This is a genomic window from Limnohabitans sp. T6-20, assembly GCF_003063505.1.
In the GTDB taxonomy this organism is placed as follows: domain Bacteria; phylum Pseudomonadota; class Gammaproteobacteria; order Burkholderiales; family Burkholderiaceae_C; genus Limnohabitans_A.
In genome coordinates this window covers 70,458-88,602 of record NZ_NERW01000003.1, presented here as the reverse complement: position 1 = coordinate 88,602, position 18,145 = coordinate 70,458, and the positions used below count along the sequence as shown (strand labels likewise).

18 protein-coding genes are annotated in these 18,145 nt (G+C 56.6%); 17 read left to right on the top strand and 1 reads right to left on the bottom strand.

Translation table 11 applies throughout. The annotated features are described in order from the left end of the window. Entirely contained in the window at window positions 1-1,356 is a 1,356-nt protein-coding gene (locus B9Z33_RS11435) for an amidase (protein ID WP_108287174.1), read from the bottom strand. Between the two features lie 212 nt (window positions 1,357-1,568). Here B9Z33_RS11435 and rpsB point away from each other — a divergent pair, with 212 nt between their 5' ends. From rpsB to carA, 17 genes are all read left to right on the top strand, one after another. Then, entirely contained in the window at window positions 1,569-2,318 is a 750-nt protein-coding gene (rpsB, locus tag B9Z33_RS11430) for a 30S ribosomal protein S2 (RefSeq protein WP_108287173.1), read from the top strand. Window positions 2,319-2,396: 78 nt separating this feature from the next. Then, entirely contained in the window at window positions 2,397-3,290 is an 894-nt protein-coding gene (tsf, locus tag B9Z33_RS11425; protein ID WP_108287172.1) for a translation elongation factor Ts, read from the top strand. Window positions 3,291-3,349: 59 nt separating this feature from the next. Continuing rightward, the gene (pyrH, locus tag B9Z33_RS11420) at window positions 3,350-4,072 is read left to right on the top strand and encodes a UMP kinase (RefSeq protein WP_108287171.1); all 723 of its coding nucleotides are present in this window, start codon (window positions 3,350-3,352) and stop codon (window positions 4,070-4,072) included. 24 nt (window positions 4,073-4,096) lie between these two features. Next, window positions 4,097-4,657, top strand: coding sequence for a ribosome recycling factor (gene frr, locus B9Z33_RS11415; protein WP_108287170.1), 561 nt, complete (start codon window positions 4,097-4,099; stop codon window positions 4,655-4,657). A 72-nt stretch (window positions 4,658-4,729) separates the two neighbouring features. Further along, complete coding sequence (locus tag B9Z33_RS11410) at window positions 4,730-5,578, top strand: CDP-archaeol synthase (protein WP_108287169.1); 849 nt, start codon at window positions 4,730-4,732, stop codon at window positions 5,576-5,578. A 16-nt stretch (window positions 5,579-5,594) separates the two neighbouring features. Then, window positions 5,595-6,788, top strand: a complete 1,194-nt coding sequence (gene dxr, locus B9Z33_RS11405; RefSeq protein WP_108287847.1) for a 1-deoxy-D-xylulose-5-phosphate reductoisomerase — start codon at window positions 5,595-5,597, stop codon at window positions 6,786-6,788. Window positions 6,789-7,008: 220 nt separating this feature from the next. After that, window positions 7,009-9,327, top strand: a complete 2,319-nt coding sequence (gene bamA, locus B9Z33_RS11400) for an outer membrane protein assembly factor BamA (RefSeq protein WP_108287168.1) — start codon at window positions 7,009-7,011, stop codon at window positions 9,325-9,327. Then, entirely contained in the window at window positions 9,327-9,845 is a 519-nt protein-coding gene (locus B9Z33_RS11395; protein WP_108287167.1) for an OmpH family outer membrane protein, read from the top strand. Before bamA ends, B9Z33_RS11395 begins: the two co-directional genes overlap by 1 nt. A 23-nt stretch (window positions 9,846-9,868) precedes the next feature. Continuing rightward, a complete protein-coding gene (gene lpxD / locus B9Z33_RS11390; protein WP_108287166.1) occupies window positions 9,869-10,855 on the top strand; it encodes a UDP-3-O-(3-hydroxymyristoyl)glucosamine N-acyltransferase in 987 nt (328 codons plus the stop codon). Window positions 10,856-10,857: 2 nt separating this feature from the next. After that, window positions 10,858-11,298, top strand: a complete 441-nt coding sequence (gene fabZ / locus B9Z33_RS11385; protein ID WP_108287846.1) for a 3-hydroxyacyl-ACP dehydratase FabZ — start codon at window positions 10,858-10,860, stop codon at window positions 11,296-11,298. A gap of 6 nt (window positions 11,299-11,304) precedes the next feature. Next, window positions 11,305-12,120: an acyl-ACP--UDP-N-acetylglucosamine O-acyltransferase gene (gene lpxA, locus B9Z33_RS11380; RefSeq protein WP_108287165.1), complete on the top strand. Its 816-nt coding sequence runs from the start codon at window positions 11,305-11,307 to the stop codon at window positions 12,118-12,120. Between the two features lie 52 nt (window positions 12,121-12,172). After that, window positions 12,173-13,114, top strand: a complete 942-nt coding sequence (locus tag B9Z33_RS11375) for a Gfo/Idh/MocA family protein (protein ID WP_108287164.1) — start codon at window positions 12,173-12,175, stop codon at window positions 13,112-13,114. 26 nt (window positions 13,115-13,140) lie between these two features. Continuing rightward, window positions 13,141-14,241: a DegT/DnrJ/EryC1/StrS aminotransferase family protein gene (locus B9Z33_RS11370; RefSeq protein ID WP_233252812.1), complete on the top strand. Its 1,101-nt coding sequence runs from the start codon at window positions 13,141-13,143 to the stop codon at window positions 14,239-14,241. Next, entirely contained in the window at window positions 14,241-15,422 is a 1,182-nt protein-coding gene (lpxB, locus tag B9Z33_RS11365) for a lipid-A-disaccharide synthase (protein ID WP_199220342.1), read from the top strand. The genes B9Z33_RS11370 and lpxB overlap by 1 nt, the downstream gene beginning before the upstream one ends. Continuing rightward, a complete protein-coding gene (gene rnhB / locus B9Z33_RS11360; protein ID WP_108287162.1) occupies window positions 15,394-16,011 on the top strand; it encodes a ribonuclease HII in 618 nt (205 codons plus the stop codon). The genes lpxB and rnhB overlap by 29 nt, the downstream gene beginning before the upstream one ends. Further along, window positions 16,008-16,781, top strand: coding sequence for an RNA methyltransferase (locus B9Z33_RS11355; RefSeq protein ID WP_108287161.1), 774 nt, complete (start codon window positions 16,008-16,010; stop codon window positions 16,779-16,781). The genes rnhB and B9Z33_RS11355 overlap by 4 nt, the downstream gene beginning before the upstream one ends. A 200-nt stretch (window positions 16,782-16,981) precedes the next feature. Then, on the top strand, window positions 16,982-18,145 hold the full coding sequence (gene carA / locus B9Z33_RS11350; protein ID WP_199220341.1) for a glutamine-hydrolyzing carbamoyl-phosphate synthase small subunit: 1,164 nt from the start codon (window positions 16,982-16,984) through the stop codon (window positions 18,143-18,145).

The window sequence follows — 18,145 nt, the reverse complement described above, 5'->3', positions numbered from 1 at the left end:
TCAATGCGTTTGCAAAATGGGCTCCAGCAGCAGGGCCAGTTGAAGAATGGTGTCGTCGTGCATGGCGGTATGCCAGGCCATTAACCCGACCGGCAGTTCACCGGGGGCATGGCAGGGCAGGGAAATGGCGCAACCGTCGAGTGTGTTGATGGCGCTGGGGTTGCGCAGCAGCAGGGCGTTGACCCGAAAAAATTCGGCATCTCGTTCAGGGCCAGGTGCGACGTCGCTCAGGCAGGGACCCGTGATGGGCAAGGTGGGCGAGAGGACCGCGTCATACCCTTGCAAAGCGGCCTCTACCCGGGCAATCCAGTTGGCGCGCGCGCTGAGCAAGTGGATGTATTCATGGGCGGCCATTTGGGCACCCCGCTGAATGCGTTGGGCCACTCGAGGGTCATATTGGTCGCCATCCTTGGCAAGCAAGTCACGGTGCCAGGCAAAACTCTCGGCTGGGCTGAAGCCCCCTGTGGCCATCATGGGGCCGATTTCCAGCAGTTCCCGCAGGGGAATTTCCTGGATTTGGGCTCCCGCCGCACGCAAAGCCGCCAAGCTGCGTTCAAAAGCATGGCTCACCGTGCTGTCCATGCCGTCTTGCATCACGCTTTGCACGATGGCCAAGCGGTAGCTCGACAAGGGTTTATGGGCTTGGGGGACTTTCCTGCCCGATAAAATTTCGTGCGCCAAAACGGTGTCCCGCACCGTGCGGGTCATGGCGCAGACGGTGTCCAGTGTGGTGGACAGGGGAATGGCGCCTTGCGTGGGCACGCGCCGGGCGGTGTTTTTGAAGCCGACGATGCCATTCAGTGCAGCGGGAATGCGGATGGAGCCGCCTGTGTCGGAGCCCAAACCGATAAAGGCGGCACCCGTGGCGACCGAGGTGGCCGCACCCGAGCTGGAGCCACCCGGAATGCGTGGCGCATGCTTGTCACCCACCGGTCGGCCTGTCAGGGCGTCCCAGGCCGCAGGCGTGCCATGGTGGGGGTTGATGCCGACCCCTGAAAAAGCGAATTCAACCATGTTGGTGCGGCCAATGAAGCCTGCTCCTGCGGCGCGCAGGCGCGCAATGGCGGGCGCATCTTGTTGGGCAGGGGACTGGTTTTGCAGCACCATCGAGCCTGCCGCAGTGACTTGCCCCTCGATGTCAAACAAATCTTTGACCGAAACCGCCAAACCCGCCAAGGCTTGCCCGGCAATGGCGGGCTGGCTGGCGGTTTTTCTGAGGGTTTCGGGGGTGATTTGAAGGAAGGCGTGTTGGCAGGCCGAACTTTGGGCGGCATCCAAGCAGGCTTCTGCCGTGTCCAAGGGGTGGCTTTTGCCTTCAATCAGGCTTTGCCGGGTGGCAATCAAGTCGGCTTTCATGGGGAAGTGCCTCGGTAGAGCAAAGTCAGGATGCTATAATCCTAAGGCTTTGTACAGCTTGGGTACTGTCTTTTGAGTGTCTTATTCAAAATGCAGTGATTCAGGTCAACAGCGCACATCCGCAAACCAGTCCCATCAAGGTGTTGCGCTTGTCTTGATGGCAAGCTCGATCAGTGGACTGGATTTTAGACTCAACCTTTGGAGTATTTACTATGTCCGTTACCATGCGCGAAATGCTGGAAGCCGGTGTCCACTTTGGTCACCAAACCCGCTTCTGGAACCCCAAGATGGCTCCCTTCATCTTCGGTCACCGCAACAAAATTCACATCATCAACCTGGAAAAATCGCTGCCGATGTTCCAGGATGCGATCAAGTTTGCCAAGCAGTTGTCTGCCAACCGTGGCACGATCCTGATGGTCGGCACCAAGCGTCAAGCCCGCGAGATGGTGGCTGCTGAAGCCCAGCGCGCTGGCGTTCCTTTCGTCGACCAGCGCTGGTTGGGCGGCATGCTGACCAACTTCAAAACCGTCAAGACCTCGATCAAGCGTCTGAAGGACATGAAGGCTCAGCAAGAAGTCGGCCTCGACAGCCTGAGCAAAAAAGAACAACTGATGTTCAAGCGCGAGATGGAAAAGCTCGAAAAAGACATCGGTGGCATCCAGGACATGGCTGCTTTGCCTGATGCGATTTTCGTGATCGACGTCGGTTACCACAAAATCGCCATCTCGGAAGCCAAGAAATTGGGTATCCCATTGATCGGTGTGGTGGACTCCAACCACTCGCCAGAAGGCATCGACTACATCATCCCCGGCAACGACGACTCGGCCAAGGCCGTGGCTTTGTACGCCCGTGGCATCGCTGACGCCATCATCGAAGGCCGCGCCAATGCGGTCAACGACGTGGTCAAGGCTGTGACCGAAGGTGCTGACGAATTCGTCGAAGAAGCCAACGCTTCTGCCTGAGTTCCCAAGACTCGATGAAAGGGGCTTTGTGGCCCCTTTTTTTTAATCTGACTTTTAGACTGAATACGGAGAAATCAAATGGCTGCAATTACCGCAAGCATGGTCGCTGAACTGCGCGCAAAAACCGACGCCCCCATGATGGAGTGCAAAAAAGCATTGACCGAAGCCGAAGGCGATATGGCCAAAGCTGAAGAGTTGTTGCGCGTCAAGCTGGGTACCAAGGCTGGCAAGGCCGCTTCGCGCGTGACCGCCGAAGGCGTCGTGACCAGTTTTGTCAATGGCACCACAGGCGCCATGATCGAAGTCAACTGCGAAACCGATTTCGTGACCAAGAACGACAGCTTCCTGGCCTTGGCCAACGCCGCTGCCAAGCTGGTCGCTGAGCACAACCCAGCCGACATCGCTGCATTGGGCGAGTTGCCTTACAGCCAAGACGGCTTTGGCCCCACATTGGAAGAAGTGCGCAAAGGCCTGATTGGCAAGATCGGCGAAAACATGAGCTTCCGCCGCTTCAAGCGCGCAGCTGGTGGTGCCAAGATTGCCAATTATTTGCACGGCACCCGCATTGGCGTGTTGGTCGAGTTCGAAGGTGACGAAACAGCCGCCAAAGACGTCGCCATGCACGTGGCCGCCATGAAGCCTGTGTCTTTGACCAGCGCTGAAGTGCCAGCCGAATTGATCGAAAAAGAGCGTTCAGTGGCTGCTGCCAAAGCTGCTGAGTCGGGCAAGCCTGCAGACATCGTGACCAAAATGGTCGAAGGCTCTGTTCAGAAATACCTGAAAGAAGTGTCTTTGTTCAACCAGTCTTTCGTCAAGAACGACAAGCAGACTGTGGAGCAAATGCTCAAGGCCGCTGGTACAACCGTGAAAGCATTCACTTTGTACGTGGTCGGTGAAGGCATTGAGAAGAAGGTTGACGACTTCGCCGCTGAAGTGGCTGCCCAAGTGGCTGCTGCTCAAGGCGCAGCCTGAGTTCATTCAACTGCTGAGTTGCCATTCCATCGTCCACATTGATATTCAAGGAGCCCATCATGTCTTCAGCCAAGCCAGCCTTTAAGCGCATTTTGCTCAAGCTGTCGGGCGAAGCCCTGATGGGGGATGATGCTTTTGGCATCAACCGTGCCACCATCGTGCGCATGGCCGAAGAAATCGCCGAAGTCACCCGCTTGGGTGTACAGGTGGCGGTGGTCATTGGCGGTGGCAACATCTTCAGGGGTGTGGCTGGCGGTTCGGTGGGCATGGACCGTGCCACAGCCGATTACATGGGCATGTTGGCCACGGTCATGAACTCTTTGGCTTTGGCCGATGCGATGGACAAGGCGGGCTTGACGGCCCGTGTCATGTCGGCGATTGGCATTGACCAGGTGGTCGAGCCTTATGTTCGCCCCAAAGCTTTGCAATACCTGGAAGAGGGCAAAGTGGTGGTGTTTGCGGCGGGAACGGGCAATCCGTTTTTCACCACAGACACAGCAGCCGCTTTGCGGGGTGCCGAGATCGGCGCTGAAATGGTTCTCAAGGCGACCAAAGTGGATGGGGTTTACTCGGCTGATCCCAAAAAAGACCCTTTGGCGACCCGCTACAGCGAAATCAGCTTTGACGAAGCCATTTCACGCAACTTGGGCATCATGGATGCCACGGCGTTTGCTTTGTGCCGCGATCAAAAATTGCCCATCAAGGTGTTTTCGATCATCAAGAACGGCGCTTTGAAACGCGTGGTTTTGGGTGAAGACGAAGGTACGCTGGTTCACGCTTGAGCCTGTTCTGACGAGGAGAACTTCATGACGATTGCAGACATCAAAAAAACAACCGAAACCAAAATGGAGCAATCCATTGCGGCTTTCAAAAACAACCTGACACGCATCCGCACAGGTCGTGCCAACCCTGCTTTGCTCGACACCATTCATGTCGATTACTACGGCTCACTGGTGCCCTTGTCGCAAGTGGCCAACGTGTCCTTGATGGATTCGCGCACGATCAGCGTCCAGCCATGGGAAAAAAGCATGGCCGCGAAGATTGAAAAAGCCATACGCGAAAGCGAACTGGGTTTGAATCCGGCGTCTTTGGGCGAATTGATCCGCGTGCCCATGCCCGCGATGAGCGAAGAGCGTCGCAAGGAAATGACCAAGTTGGCCCGTACCGAAGGTGAGAGCGCCAAGATTGCCATTCGCAACTTGCGCCGTGACGCCAACGAGTCGGTTAAAAAGCTGGTCAAGGACAAAGAGGTCTCGGAAGACGACCAAAAGCGCGCAGAAGCCGATGTGCAGAAATTGACCGACAAGCGGATGACCGAGATCGATCAGTTGGTGACCGCCAAAGAACAAGAGATCATGGCGGTTTGAGTTTGAATCCCATGCCGTGGCTGTCCACGGCCTGAATGGCCGCCATTGGCGGCCTTTTTTTCTGGAGTCCCCATGCTCAGACAAAGAGTCATCACCGCCTTGGTCTTGCTGGCCTTGCTATTGCCCGCTTTGTTTGCCGCGAATCCCTGGCCATTCATGGGCTTGACGGTGATCTTGATTGCTGCAGGTGCTTGGGAGTGGGGCCGCTTGAATGGCATGCCCACTTGGCTGGCGTGGTCAGGTGCCTTCATTTGCTTGCTGGCATGTGGCGCGGCAGCGCAATTTGGCTGGGTGCAGCGCACCCATCCCATGGTTTGGTTGATGGCGGGTGCCCTGTGGGTGTTGCTGGGGGCCTGGATGATCCAGCGTGGTGTGGCCGGTTGGGCTCTTTGGCCCCAAGGCTTGCGTTGGGCCGTGGGTTTGCTGCTTTTGACGTTGGCTTGGCTGGCCATGGCGCAAGCGCACCAGCGCGGTGTGAATTTCCTGTTGTCTGTCCTTGTGCTGGTTTGGGCGGCAGACGTCTTTGCTTATTTCTTTGGCCGGGCTTTCGGCGGGCGTTGGATCAAGACCAAATTGGCCGCCAGCATCAGCCCTGGCAAAAGCTGGGAGGGCGTTTTGGGCGGCATGTTGGGCGTTTTGCTGGTGGCGGTCATCTGGGCAGCGCTCGACCGCCGCTGGTCCTTGCCAGACCTCAGTCTTTACTCGCTCCTGTTTGCCAAAGGTTGGTTTGTGGCTTTGCCCGCTTTGTTGTTCATGTCCGCGATGAGTGTGGTAGGTGATTTGGTGGAGTCACTGGTCAAACGCAGTGCCGGCATGAAAGACAGCTCAGGTCTGTTGCCAGGCCACGGCGGGGTGTTGGACCGTGTCGATGCCTTGTTGCCTGCTTTGCCCTTGGCGATGATGCTGGTCTTCTGGATTTGAAATGGGTGCCGATTTCATGCAAACAAAACAACGCATCACCATCCTGGGCTCAACCGGCTCGATCGGTCAAAGCACGCTCGATGTTTTGGCACGTCATCCCGCGCAGTTTGAGGTGCATGCCCTGACCGCATCCAGTCAGGTTGATTTGATGTTGGCCCAATGCGTGCAGTTCAAGCCCGCAATCGTTGTCATGGTTCAAGAGGCCGCAGGCCGCCTGCTGGCAGACAAGCTCAAGTCCGAGGGCTTGAACATCCCGGTTCGTTGGGGCGCGGCGGCTCTGGACGAGGTGGCCAGCGCACCAGAAGTGGACGCGGTCATGGCGGCGATCGTGGGCGCAGCGGGATTGTCGCCTTGCCTGGCGGCTGCACGTGCCGGCAAACGACTTTTGTTGGCGAACAAAGAAGCTCTGGTGGTGGGCGGCGAGGTGTTTTTGTCGGCGGTGCGAGAGGGCGGGGCTGTTCTCTTGCCGATAGACAGTGAGCACTCCGCGATTTTCCAGTCGCTGCCGGAAGACCCCGCCACTTGGCAAAGGCGTGTGCACAAGATCATTTTGACGGCCTCGGGTGGACCGTTTCGAGGTCGCGACCCGATCAGCCTCAAGGACGTCACGCCCGAGCAGGCTTGTGCGCATCCCAATTGGGTGATGGGGCGCAAGATTTCTGTGGATTCGGCCACGATGATGAACAAAGCCCTGGAAGTGATTGAGGCGCGTTATTTGTTCGGACTGGAGCCTGACCAGTTGGAAGTGGTGATTCACCCCCAGAGCGTGATCCACTCCATGGTGCAGTACCGTGACCATTCGGTGGTGGCTCAATTGGGTACACCCGACATGAGGGTCCCGATCGCTTACGGATTGAGCTGGCCGGAACGCATGGCGTCGGGGGCGGGTGCTCTGGACTTCCACGCCTTGGCCGCCATGACATTTGAGTCCATGGATGACCATGGCCACCCTGCACGGTTTCCGGGTTTGAAGCTCGCTTGGGCAACCCTGAAGGGTGCGCCCGGCAGTTGTGCTGTGCTGAATGCCGCCAATGAGATTGCGGTGGCGGCATTTTTGAACCGTGAGATCCGGTTTGACCAGATCCATGATGTGAATGAAGCCACGTTGGATGCAGTAGTCAGCGCGCGCCCTGAAAATCTGGATGATTTGTTGAGTCTTGACCGCCAAAGCCGTGAAGCGGCGCTCAAGCTCGTCGCAAAGTGGGGCTGATGGCCCTCTTTCAGCCCATGCCAAGCCTGTAGAGGGGGCAATGAACACCCTGTCCTGAGGTGTATTATCTTGGCTTGTTTTGTTGGGTCGCCGTATTTCGGCGATGACAGGCGAAAATACGGTGCGGCCCTGCTGGGGGCGCATCGGTTGGTTTTTAAAATGGGTTCTGGATGGGGTGTTTTTAATGAGCAAGCCGTCCAGACCTCTCTATGGTTGCTCCATGAATTTTTTTGACATTCGTTCACGCATTCAACCTGCTGCATTGACTTTGGCAGCCTCCTTGATGGCGTGCATGCCAGCCTGGGCCGTTGATCCATTCACCGTGCGCGATATCCGCGTAGAGGGTTTGCAACGCATCGAGTCCGGTACTGTTTTTGCCTCCCTGCCATTGCGCGTGGGTGATCAATATTCGGATGAAAAAGGCGCAGCAGCCATTCGGGCTTTGTTTGCATTAGGTTTGTTCAAGGACGTGCGCCTCGAAACCCAAGGTGATGTTCTGGTGGTGGTGGTGGAAGAGCGTCCATCGGTGGCTGCAGTGGAATTCATCGGGCTCAAGGAGTTTGACAAGGATGTTCTGGTCAAGGCCTTGAAAGAGGTGGGCCTGGCCGAAGGTCGGCCTTATGACAAAGCGCTGGCTGACAAGGCCGAGCAAGAACTCAAGCGTCAGTACATTAGCCGCAGCTTGTATGGTGCAGAGGTGGTCAGCACAGCCACCCCGGTCGATCGCAATCGCGTGAATTTGAGCTTCACCATCACCGAAGGTGGCCCTGCGAAGATCAAGCAAATCCAGATCGTGGGCAACAAGGCATTCTCCGAGTCCGATTTGCGCGACCAGTTCAATCTGGATACGGGCGGGTGGATGAGCTGGTACACGAAGTCGGACCGCTATGCACGCACCAAGCTCAATGCCGACCTGGAGGCTTTGCGTTCTTTCTACTTGGCCCGAGGCTACCTGGAATTCCGCATTGACTCTACCCAAGTGGCCATGTCACCCGACAAGCAAGAGATGGCGATCACCATCAATGTGACCGAAGGTGAGCGCTTTGTGGTTTCTGGTGTCAAGCTGGAAGGCAATTACCTTGACAAAGACGACGAGTTCAAGGCCTTGGTCAAAATCGGTGTCGGCAAAGCCTACAACGCCGAAACGGTGGCTGAAACCACCAAAGCATTCACCGACTACTTTGGCAAGTTCGGTTTTGCGTTTGCCAAAGTCGAAGCCAAGCCCGAAATCGATCGACAAAACAACCGCGTCCAATTTGTTCTGCAGGCAGAGCCTTCGCGTCGTGCGTATGTCCGCCGCATTCTGGTTGCGGGCAACAACCGCACGCGCGACGAAGTGATCCGCCGCGAGTTTCGCCAGTTCGAGGCGGCTTGGTATGACGGCGACAAAATTCGTTTGTCCCGTGATCGAGTGGACCGTTTGGGCTTCTTCACGGAAGTCAACGTTGAAACCATCGAGATACCAGGGACCCCTGATCAAGTCGATTTGATGTTCACCGTGGCGGAAAAGCCCACCGGCAGCATTTCTTTGGGCGCAGGCTTCTCTTCTGCTGAAAAAGTGACCTTGAGCTTTGGCATCCGTCAGGAAAATGCCTTTGGCTCAGGCAATTACCTAGCCGTTGAGGTCAACACCAGCAAGTACAACCGGAACCTGGTGCTGAGCACCACGGACCCTTACTTCACGCAAAACGGCATATCCAGAACGATTGATGTATTCCAGCGTACAACGCGCCCATACCTCGGAGACATCAATTCCTACAGCTTGGTCAATTCTGGTTTGGGGCTACGTTTCGGTGTTCCTGTGACTGAGACGGACACCGTGTTTCTCGGTGCGAATGCTGAACAGACGCACATCAAGTCAGGAACTGGGCTGCCAGACCCCTACAAGGAATATGCTGACAAGTTTGGCAGTACCAGTACAGCTTTGCCATTAACTTTGGGCTGGGCCCGTGACGGACGAGACAGCGCATTGGTCCCTAGCAAAGGTATTTATCAGCGAGTCAACGCTGACTTGAGCTTGGCAGGTGATGTCCGGTATTTCCGAAGTAACTACCAATTCCAACAGTACTTCCCTCTCAGTAAGAAATACACATTGGCAATCAATGCAGATATTGGATGGGGTAAGGGATTGAGCGGTCAAGAGTTCCCTTTGTTCAAGAACTTTTATGTGGGTGGTTTGGGCAGCGTCAGGGGGTTTGAGCAATCTACTCTTGGACCCGCTAGAGCCACCAGCTCCTCAAACTCAACACTGGTTTACTTGGGCGGCCCCAAGAAGCTTGTTTTGAATACTGAGTTCATGATGCCCTTTCCTGGGGCCGGTAATGACAAAACCCTGCGTCTGTATGGTTTTACCGATGTGGGCAGAGCGTATGGTGAAAACGAAAAACTGTCGTTGGGCGAGCTTCGCGCTTCGGCTGGTATCGGCCTGAGCTGGATTTCGCCCATGGGCCCCTTGCGCTTCTCATACGCCACGCCGATTCGCAAGCAGACAGGCGATAAAATTCAGAAACTTCAATTCCAGATCGGAACCTCCTTCTAATGAAAACGATTCGCAAGAACCTTCTCGTCGCACTGTTGGCAGGTGCATCGGTTTTCTCAGGCTTGGCGCAGGCCCAGGATTTCAAAATCGGCATCGTCAACACGGATCGCATCCTGCGTGATTCCAATGTGGCCAAAGCTGCCCAAGCCAAGCTGGAGTCGGAATTTTTGAAGCGCGAAAAAGAGTTGAATGAAGCGATCAATGCATTCAAAGTCTCAGCTGAGAAATTTGAGCGCGATGCGCCGACTCTTTCAGAAACGCAAAGAGTGACCAAACAAAAGCAGTTGATCGAGCAAGATCGTGATTTGAAGCGTCGACAGCGCGAATTTCAGGAGGATCTGGGGGCTCGTAAAAATGAAGAGAACCAGATGCTTTTTGAAAAGGCTGGCCGTGCGGTGAAGCAGGTCGCTGAATCAGAGAAGTACGACCTGATTTTGCAGGATGCGGCCTACTTCAATCCCAAGCACGACATCACCGAAAAAGTCATCAAGGCACTCAACGCCTCGGTTGGCAAATAACAGGCGCAAGCCTGTTTGAGACTGTGTCGCTGACGCTTGGCGCTATCGTTGAGGCACTGGGCGGCCGCCTCTTGGGGCCCTCTGATATGTCCATATCGGGGCTGGCCCCATTGCAGTCTGCCCAGTCCAGTCACATCAGCTTTCTCAGTCAGGCGCGTTACCAAAGCCAATTGGCGGTCAGTCTTGCCGGTTGCGTCATTGTCAGTCCCGCGTTGGAGAGCCAGGTTGCACAGCGAAGCGCAGCCATCATCGCTGACGATCCTTATTTGTACTTTGCCCGCTTGACCCAACTGTGGAAGCGATCTCACCACAAACCGGCGGGACCTCGCATCCATCCCAGTGCGGTCATCGACCCGGATGCGCTGATAGCCGACGATGCCGTGATTGGCCCTTTGTGTGTTGTTGAGCGCGGCGCTGAAGTCGGTGCCGCAACCGTGCTCAAGTCACGCGTGACCATTGGCGAAGATTGCAAGATCGGAGCACGTTGCCTTTTGCATTCAGGTGTGGTGATCGGCGCCGATGGCTTTGGGTTCGCTCCCGTTCAAGGGCGATGGGAAAAAATCGAACAATTGGGCGCGGTGCGCATTGGCAATGACGTGGAGATTGGCGCCAACACCTGCATTGACCGTGGCGCATTGGAAGACACGGTCATTGAAGACGGCGTCAAGCTCGACAACCTGATCCAGATCGGGCACAACGTGCATGTCGGGCAACATACCGCCATGGCGGGGTGTGTTGGTGTGGCAGGCAGCGCCCGGATTGGTGCGCATTGCACGGTGGGCGGTGGTGCGGTGGTGCTGGGTCACTTGAGCTTGGCTGACCATGTGCACATTTCTGCGGCCTCGGTGGTCACCCGCTCCATCTCGCAGCCGGGCAACTACACAGGTATGTTCCCTTTGGACAGCAATGCCAATTGGGAAAAGAACGCCGCCAGCCTCAAACAGTTGTCCCGCTTGCGTGATCGCATCAAAGCCCTCGAAGCGGACAATCAAAATAACAAGGAAACATGACCATGATGGACATTCATAAAATTCTCAAGCAGTTGCCGCATCGCTATCCGTTTTTGCTGGTGGATCGCGTTCTGGAAATCGAAAAAGGTGTGCGCATCAAGGCCCTGAAAAATGTGACCATCAATGAGCCCTTTTTCACTGGCCATTTCCCGCACCGTCCGGTCATGCCGGGGGTATTGATGCTCGAAGCCCTGGCGCAAGCCGCGGCATTGCTGACCTTTGATACGCTCGATACAGCGCCTGATGACAACACGGTTTATTACTTTGCCGGTATCGATGGCGCCCGTTTCAAACGGCCCGTGGAGCCCGGCGATCAGTTGACCCTTGAGGTGCAGCTGGACCGCATGAAGGCCGGTATTTTCAAGTTCAAGGCGCAAGCCAAAGTGGGCGACGAGTTGGCCTGTGAGGCCGAGTTGATGTGCACCATGCGCAAAATTGCCTGAGGACCTATGGCCACTATCCATTCCACTGCTTTGGTCGATCCGGCTGCTCAGCTGGACGCCTCCGTGACCGTTGGCCCTTACACCATCATTGGCCCTCATGTGACGATCGGTGCTGGCTCCACTGTGGGCTCTCACTGCACGATCGAGGGGCACACCACGATCGGTCAAAACAACCACATCCACAGCTACTCTTCGCTGGGGGCTGCGCCGCAAGACAAAAAATATGCCGGTCAACCCACGCGGCTGGTGATTGGGGACGGCAATACCATTCGTGAGTTTTGCACGTTCAACGCCGGTACGGTGAACGGTGGCGGTGTGACCCAAGTGGGTGACGACAACCTGTTCATGGCCTATGTGCACCTCGCGCACGATTGCCACATTGGCAGCCACACGATTTTTGCCAACAACTCCCAATTGGCGGGTCACGTTGTGGTGGGTGACTGGGTCATTCTGGGTGGTTTTACCGTGGTGCGTCAGTTCCTGCGTTTGGGGGCTCACAGTTTCACTGCAATGTGCACTTTGCTGTTTGCCGATTTGCCGCCCTATGTGACTTGCCAAGGGCAGCCTGCCGCTGCACGGACCGTCAATGCGGAAGGCCTGCGCCGTCGCGGTTACTCTCCGGCACGCATTGCCGCAGTGCGCGCCATGCACAAAGCTTTGTACCGTGAAAATTTGACCTTTGACGCTGCAAAAGACCGCATTTTGCAAATCGGCAAAGACAAACCCGAGGTGCAAGCGGATGTGGCCATGATGCTGGATTTTCTCGCAGATGTTTCACCCAAAGTCGGCATTGTTCGTTCGCGACGCCGTTCGGTCGATTGACAGTTTCAAGGCGCGGCATTTCTGCCGCGTCCGTGCATGAAAGGAGGGCCCCGTGGCCCTGTTGCGTTGCGCCGTGATTGGCGTTGGTTATCTGGGCAAATTTCATGCTCAAAAGTACGCCAAGATTCCAGAGTGTGAGCTGGTGGCGGTTGTCGACAGCCGCCAGGAGCAGGCAGACGCTGTCGCTGGTCCTTTGGGTTGTGCCGCCATGACGGATTACCGCGCTTTGCTGGGCAAGGTGGACGCGGTCAGCATCGTGGTGCCTACACAAGGTCATTACGATGTGTGTGCCGAATTTTTGCGCGCAGGGGTTCATGTCCTGGTTGAAAAACCGATGACCACCACTTTGGCGCAAGCCGACGAGTTGATCCGTTTGGCCAAAGAAAACCACTGTGTGTTGGCTGTGGGCCACCTGGAGCGATTCAATCCCGCAGCGCTGGCATTGGAGCCTTTGCTGTCCGGTCCCCGTTTCATCGACAGCTCACGCCTGGCACCGTTCAAACCACGCGCCACCGATGTGAGTGTCTTGCTCGACTTGATGATCCACGATGTCGACTTGATCCTGTCCTTGGTGGACAGTGAACTCGAAAGTGTGGACTGCTCTGGCGCTCGGGTGCTGACATCTGACATAGACATTGCCAACGCCCGAATTCGTTTTGCGAACGGTTGCGTGGCCAACGTGACGGCCAGCCGCGTGAGCGCCAAGAGTGAACGCAAAATGCGTGTCTTCCAGCATCAGGCCTGCCACTCGCTGGACTTTCAGGCCCGCACGCTGACCACATACCGTGGCGCGGCCGACCCGAAGGCCGATCCCGAGCAAGCCATCGAAAGGCATGAACAATCCTTTGGCGAAGCCGACCCCTTGTTTGCGGAGATCGTCGATTTCGTCGAGAGCATTCGTCACCGGCGCCCACCCAAGGTGAGCGGGGAGGCTGGTCGTCGCGCGCTGGAAGCCGTTCAGCGCATCACCGAAGCCACCCGTCTGATTTCCTGATTTTTTGAATATTTGAAAGGACCGCCATGCGCATCCCTATGGTCGATCTGGTCGCGCAATACCGCGATCTCCAGCCCAAGCTGGAACCTGCTTTTCTGGGCGCACTGAGTGCAGCGCAGTTCATCTTGGGGCCCAATGTCCAGGCCTTCGAGAAAGAGGCCGCGGCCTACCTTGGCGTGGAGCACGCCATCACCTGCGCCAACGGCACGGATGCTTTGCACCTCGCTTTACTGGCGGCCGATATTGGCCCGGGTGACGAAGTCATCACCACGCCGTTCACTTTCATCGCCACCGCCGAAGCGATCGCCTATGTGGGTGCCAAGGCGGTGTTTGTGGACATCGATCCGCGCACCTTCAACATCGATGTGGCGCAGACCCGGCGCGCCATCACCCCCAAAACGAAGGCCTTGTTGCCCGTGCATTTGTTCGGACAGCCTGCTGATTTGAAGCCGCTGATGGCTTTGGCCGAAGAGCACAACCTGCGTTTGGTGGAAGACTGCGCCCAGTCGTTCGGTGCCGATATTGATGGCCGCAAGACAGGTGCGATGGGCGATGTGGCGGCGTTCAGCTTCTTCCCCAGCAAGAACCTGGGTTGTTATGGGGATGGTGGCATGGTCACTACCCAGTCGGCCGACATGGCTGAAAAGCTGCGCATGCTGCGCAACCACGGCAGCAAGGTGCGTTACTACCACGACATCATTGGCTACAACAGCCGCCTGGATGAGCTGCAGGCGGTGGTGTTGCGGGCCAAGATGCCGCTGATTGACCAATACAACCAGGAGCGCCGCCGCGTTGCGCACCGTTACAGCGCCGGCTTGGCGGGCCTGAACTTGCAAACACCTTTCGAAGACGGTGTGGGCTTGCACGTGTACCACCAATACACCTTGTTGACCGATGACCGTGCGGCCATTCAGCAAGCGTTGACCGATCAGCAAATTGCCAGCGCCATTTATTACCCTGTGCCTTTGCACCAGCAAAAGGTCTTTGCTTCGATGGCTGCAGGTTCAAGTTTTCCTGTCACGGAATCGGTGGCTGCGCGGTGCCTGTCTTTGCCGATTTACCCAGAACTGAGCAACGACGCGGTGGATGAAATTTGCGGCGTCATTCGTCAGGCTTTGAAGGCGTGATGAACGCGAAAGACGCACAGCAACTTTCAGGATCGGCACCTTCGCAAAATTTGCGTTTGTGCATGGTTGCGGCTGAGCGTTCGGGAGACATGCTGGCGGCTTTGTTGCTGCAGGGCATGCGCCAAAGCTGGCCTCAACTGCAAGCTTCGGGCATTGGTGGCCCCCAGATGGATGCCACCGGCTTCGCCTCTCGCTGGTCTTGTGACGAGTTGTCGGTGCGTGGTTTGGTTGAAGCCCTTTGGCGCTATCGCCACATCAACGGCATCCGCCAGACCTTGATTCAGGATTTGTTGGCCTCTCCACCCGACTTGTACGTGGGGGTGGATGCCTCCGACTTCAACTTGCCGGTTGAGCGCTTGTTGCGTCAGCAGGGTGTGCCCACGGTTCAACTGGTGTGTCCCTCCATCTGGGCCTGGCGACCTGAACGCGTGCAAAAGATTCGCGACAGCGTGGACCATGTTTTGTGCATTTACCCTTTTGAGCCCGCTTTGCTGGCTCAGCACGGCATTGAGGGAACCTTTGTCGGGCACCCCGTGGCCGATGTGATCGATATGGAACCTGACCGCGGGCAAGCGCGCCAAAACTTGGGGCTCCCAGCCGTTGGCACCATCGTGGCATTGCTGCCTGGCAGCCGGCCCTCTGAGGTCAAGGGGCTGGCTTTGCCGTTTCTTCAGGCTGCGAAACGCATGTTGGCGCTGCGCCCCGGTTTGCAGTTTGTCTTGCCTACGCACGGCCCCTTGAAGCCCATGGTCGAAGAGTCCATTGCGCGTGCTGGCATGCAGGGGCATGTGCATCTGGTCATGGGGCGTTCGCATGAAGTGCAGGCCGCTTGCGATGTGGCCTTGGTGGCCAGTGGCACTGCCACGCTCGAGACCGCTTTGCACAAACGCCCCATGGTCATCGCCTACAAAATGCAATGGCTTTCTTGGCAGATTGCCAACCGCAAGCGTTTGCTGCCCTGGATTGGCTTGCCCAATATTTTGTGCAACGAAGGTTTGGTCCCCGAGTTTTTGCAAGAACAGGTGCAGCCCGAAGCCCTGGCCAAAGCGGTTTTGCAGTGGCTGGACGATCCGATGTCCGTGGCCAAAATTCAGCAACGATTTACCGCCTTACACCATCAATTGCGTCAGGACATGCCGACGCTGGCAACCCATGCGATCCAAAAAGTCCTTGCCGCTTGAGCAAAAAACATTGAATTGGGACGCCGCAGGCCTCATGGCTGGCGTGGATGAGGCTGGGCGAGGACCTCTGGCCGGGCCTGTCGTGGCGGCTGCCGTGATTTTGGACGATTTGCAGCCGATCGCCGGTTTGAACGATTCCAAAAAACTGTCCGCCAAGCGGCGTGAACAGTTGTTCGACGAGATCCGTGCACGGGCTTTGTGCTTTTCAATTGCCGAAGCAACCGTGCAAGAAATCGATGCACTCAATATTTTGCAAGCTACGCTGCTGGCGATGAAGCGAGCCGTCGAAGGCTTGCGCTTAAAACCCCAAATGGTGCTGGTGGATGGCAACCGACTGCCGACCCTGGACATTTTGGCCGAAGCCATTGTGCAGGGCGATGCGCTGGTGCCTGCCATTTCTGCGGCGTCCATTTTGGCCAAAGTGCACCGTGATCGCTTGTGTGAGCAGATGCATCAGCGTTACCCGGGCTATGGTTTTGACCAGCATAAAGGGTACGGGACGGCTCAGCATTTGGCGGCATTGCAAGCGCATGGCCCCGCAGATTGCCACAGAATGACTTTTGCCCCGGTGGCCAGGAGCGTGCGATGAATTTGATCACGTCGCGTGACAACCCACAGGTGAAGGCCTGGCGTCGTTTGGCGCAAGAGACCACGGCTTACCGCAAGGCCGGGCAGTTCTGGCTTGAAGGGGATCACCTGTGCCGTGCCGCCATCGATCGCGGGGTCAAGCCCTTGCAAATCGTGTTGAGTGCCTCTTTCTTTGAAGAGCAAGGCCCACAGTGGGCTGGCTTGAGCGATGCCTTGTTTGTCTTGCCCGATGCTTTGTTTGCCAGCCTGAGTGGTCTTGAGTCACCGGCCCGAATGGGGTTTGTGGTGGCTTGGTCGTCGGATTGGACAGTTTTGTCAGAGGCATCCACCGTGGTTCTGGACCGTTTGCAGGATGCGGGCAATGTGGGGGCAATTTTGCGCTGCGCCTCGGCTTTTGGTTACCGCCAGGTGTTGGCCATCAAAGGGACCGCGGCCTTGTGGTCTCCGAAAGTGCTTCGGGCGGGTATGGGGGCGCATTTCGGCTTGCATCTGGTTGAATCGGCCAGCGAAGCGGATGTGGCGGCTTTGCAGGTACCTGTTTTGACCACCAGTTCACATGAAGGGCCTTTTTTGCATGAATTGTTGCAACGCAACGAATTGGGCCCAAAGTGCGCTTGGGTTTTCGGCCACGAAGGGCAGGGCGTCAGCGTCAGTTTGATGGCTTTGGCGCGACAAAAAGTCAGAATTGCCCAGCCCGGTGGGGAAGAGTCATTGAATGTGGCGACTGCAGCGGCCATTTGCCTGCACGCCAGCGCAACCGCTGCCGTTTGATCCTTCGAGGGGCCTGTTTCCGGACGTTTTGTCCAGGCTCTGTCAGGGTTTTCGAGCGGTCCTCAGCTATAATGAGAGGCTTTCCCGCATCAACCCGTACGCCCCAGTCCATCCCAGGCCCAATCCTCGAACAAGCAGCCAAAAAGAGATCACATCTCTGGTGAGTGCTGAGGCGTACCCGAACTATTCCGGAGAACCCAGTGCTTTTGTCTCTTCAGGGAACCTTCCCGCCCGCCATCTTGGCGCTCGCAGACGGCACGGTCTTTATCGGCAACTCGATCGGAGCCTCTGGCTCTACAGTCGGCGAGGTGGTGTTCAACACCTCACTCACCGGCTATCAGGAAATCCTCACTGACCCCAGCTACTGCCAGCAGATCGTCACTTTGACGTATCCGCACATCGGTAACTACGGCGTCAACGTGGAAGACATCGAGGCTGACAAAGTCCATGCTGCTGGCTTGATCATCAAAGACTTGCCATTGGTTGCAAGCAATTTCCGCTCTAGCCAAACCTTGTCGGCTTACTTGGCTGATGCAGGTACCGTGGCCATTGCCAATATCGACACGCGTCAACTCACACGCATCTTGCGCACCAAGGGCGCGCAAAACGGCGCGATCGTGGGCTTGGCCAAAGGCCAAGAAGTCACACAAGCTGTGATCGATCAAGCGGTGGCAGCCGCCAAAGGCGCCCCCAATATGGCTGGCCTCGATCTGGCTCAAAAAGTCACCGTGTCCAAGTCGTATGAGTGGACACAAACCGAGTGGACCTTGGGCGAAGGCTATGGCAACTTGACAGCACCTAAGTTCCATGTGGTCGCCTACGACTTCGGCGTGAAGAAAAACATCTTGCGCATGTTGGCCGAGCGCGGTTGCAAAGTGACCGTGGTGCCTGCCAAGACGCCAGCCGTTGACGTGCTCAAGCACAAGCCCGACGGCATCTTTTTGTCCAACGGCCCAGGCGATCCACAGCCTTGCGACTACGCGATTGCAGCCGCCGCTGAGTTGATCGAAACCGGCATTCCTACTTTTGGCATTTGCTTGGGTCACCAAATCATGGCCTTGGCCAGTGGCGCGAAAACTTTCAAGATGAAGTTTGGCCACCACGGCGCCAACCACCCCGTGAAAGACCTCGACTCAGGTCGCGTGTCCATCACCAGCCAAAACCACGGTTTTGCGGTGGACGAAAAATCATTGCCCGCCAACTTGCGTGCCACGCACGTGTCTTTGTTTGACGGCACATTGCAGGGCTTGGCACGCACCGACAAGCCCGCGTTTTGCTTCCAGGGTCACCCTGAAGCATCGCCCGGACCGCACGACATTGCTTACCTCTTTGACCGCTTCATCAAACTGATGGAGGCGAAATAA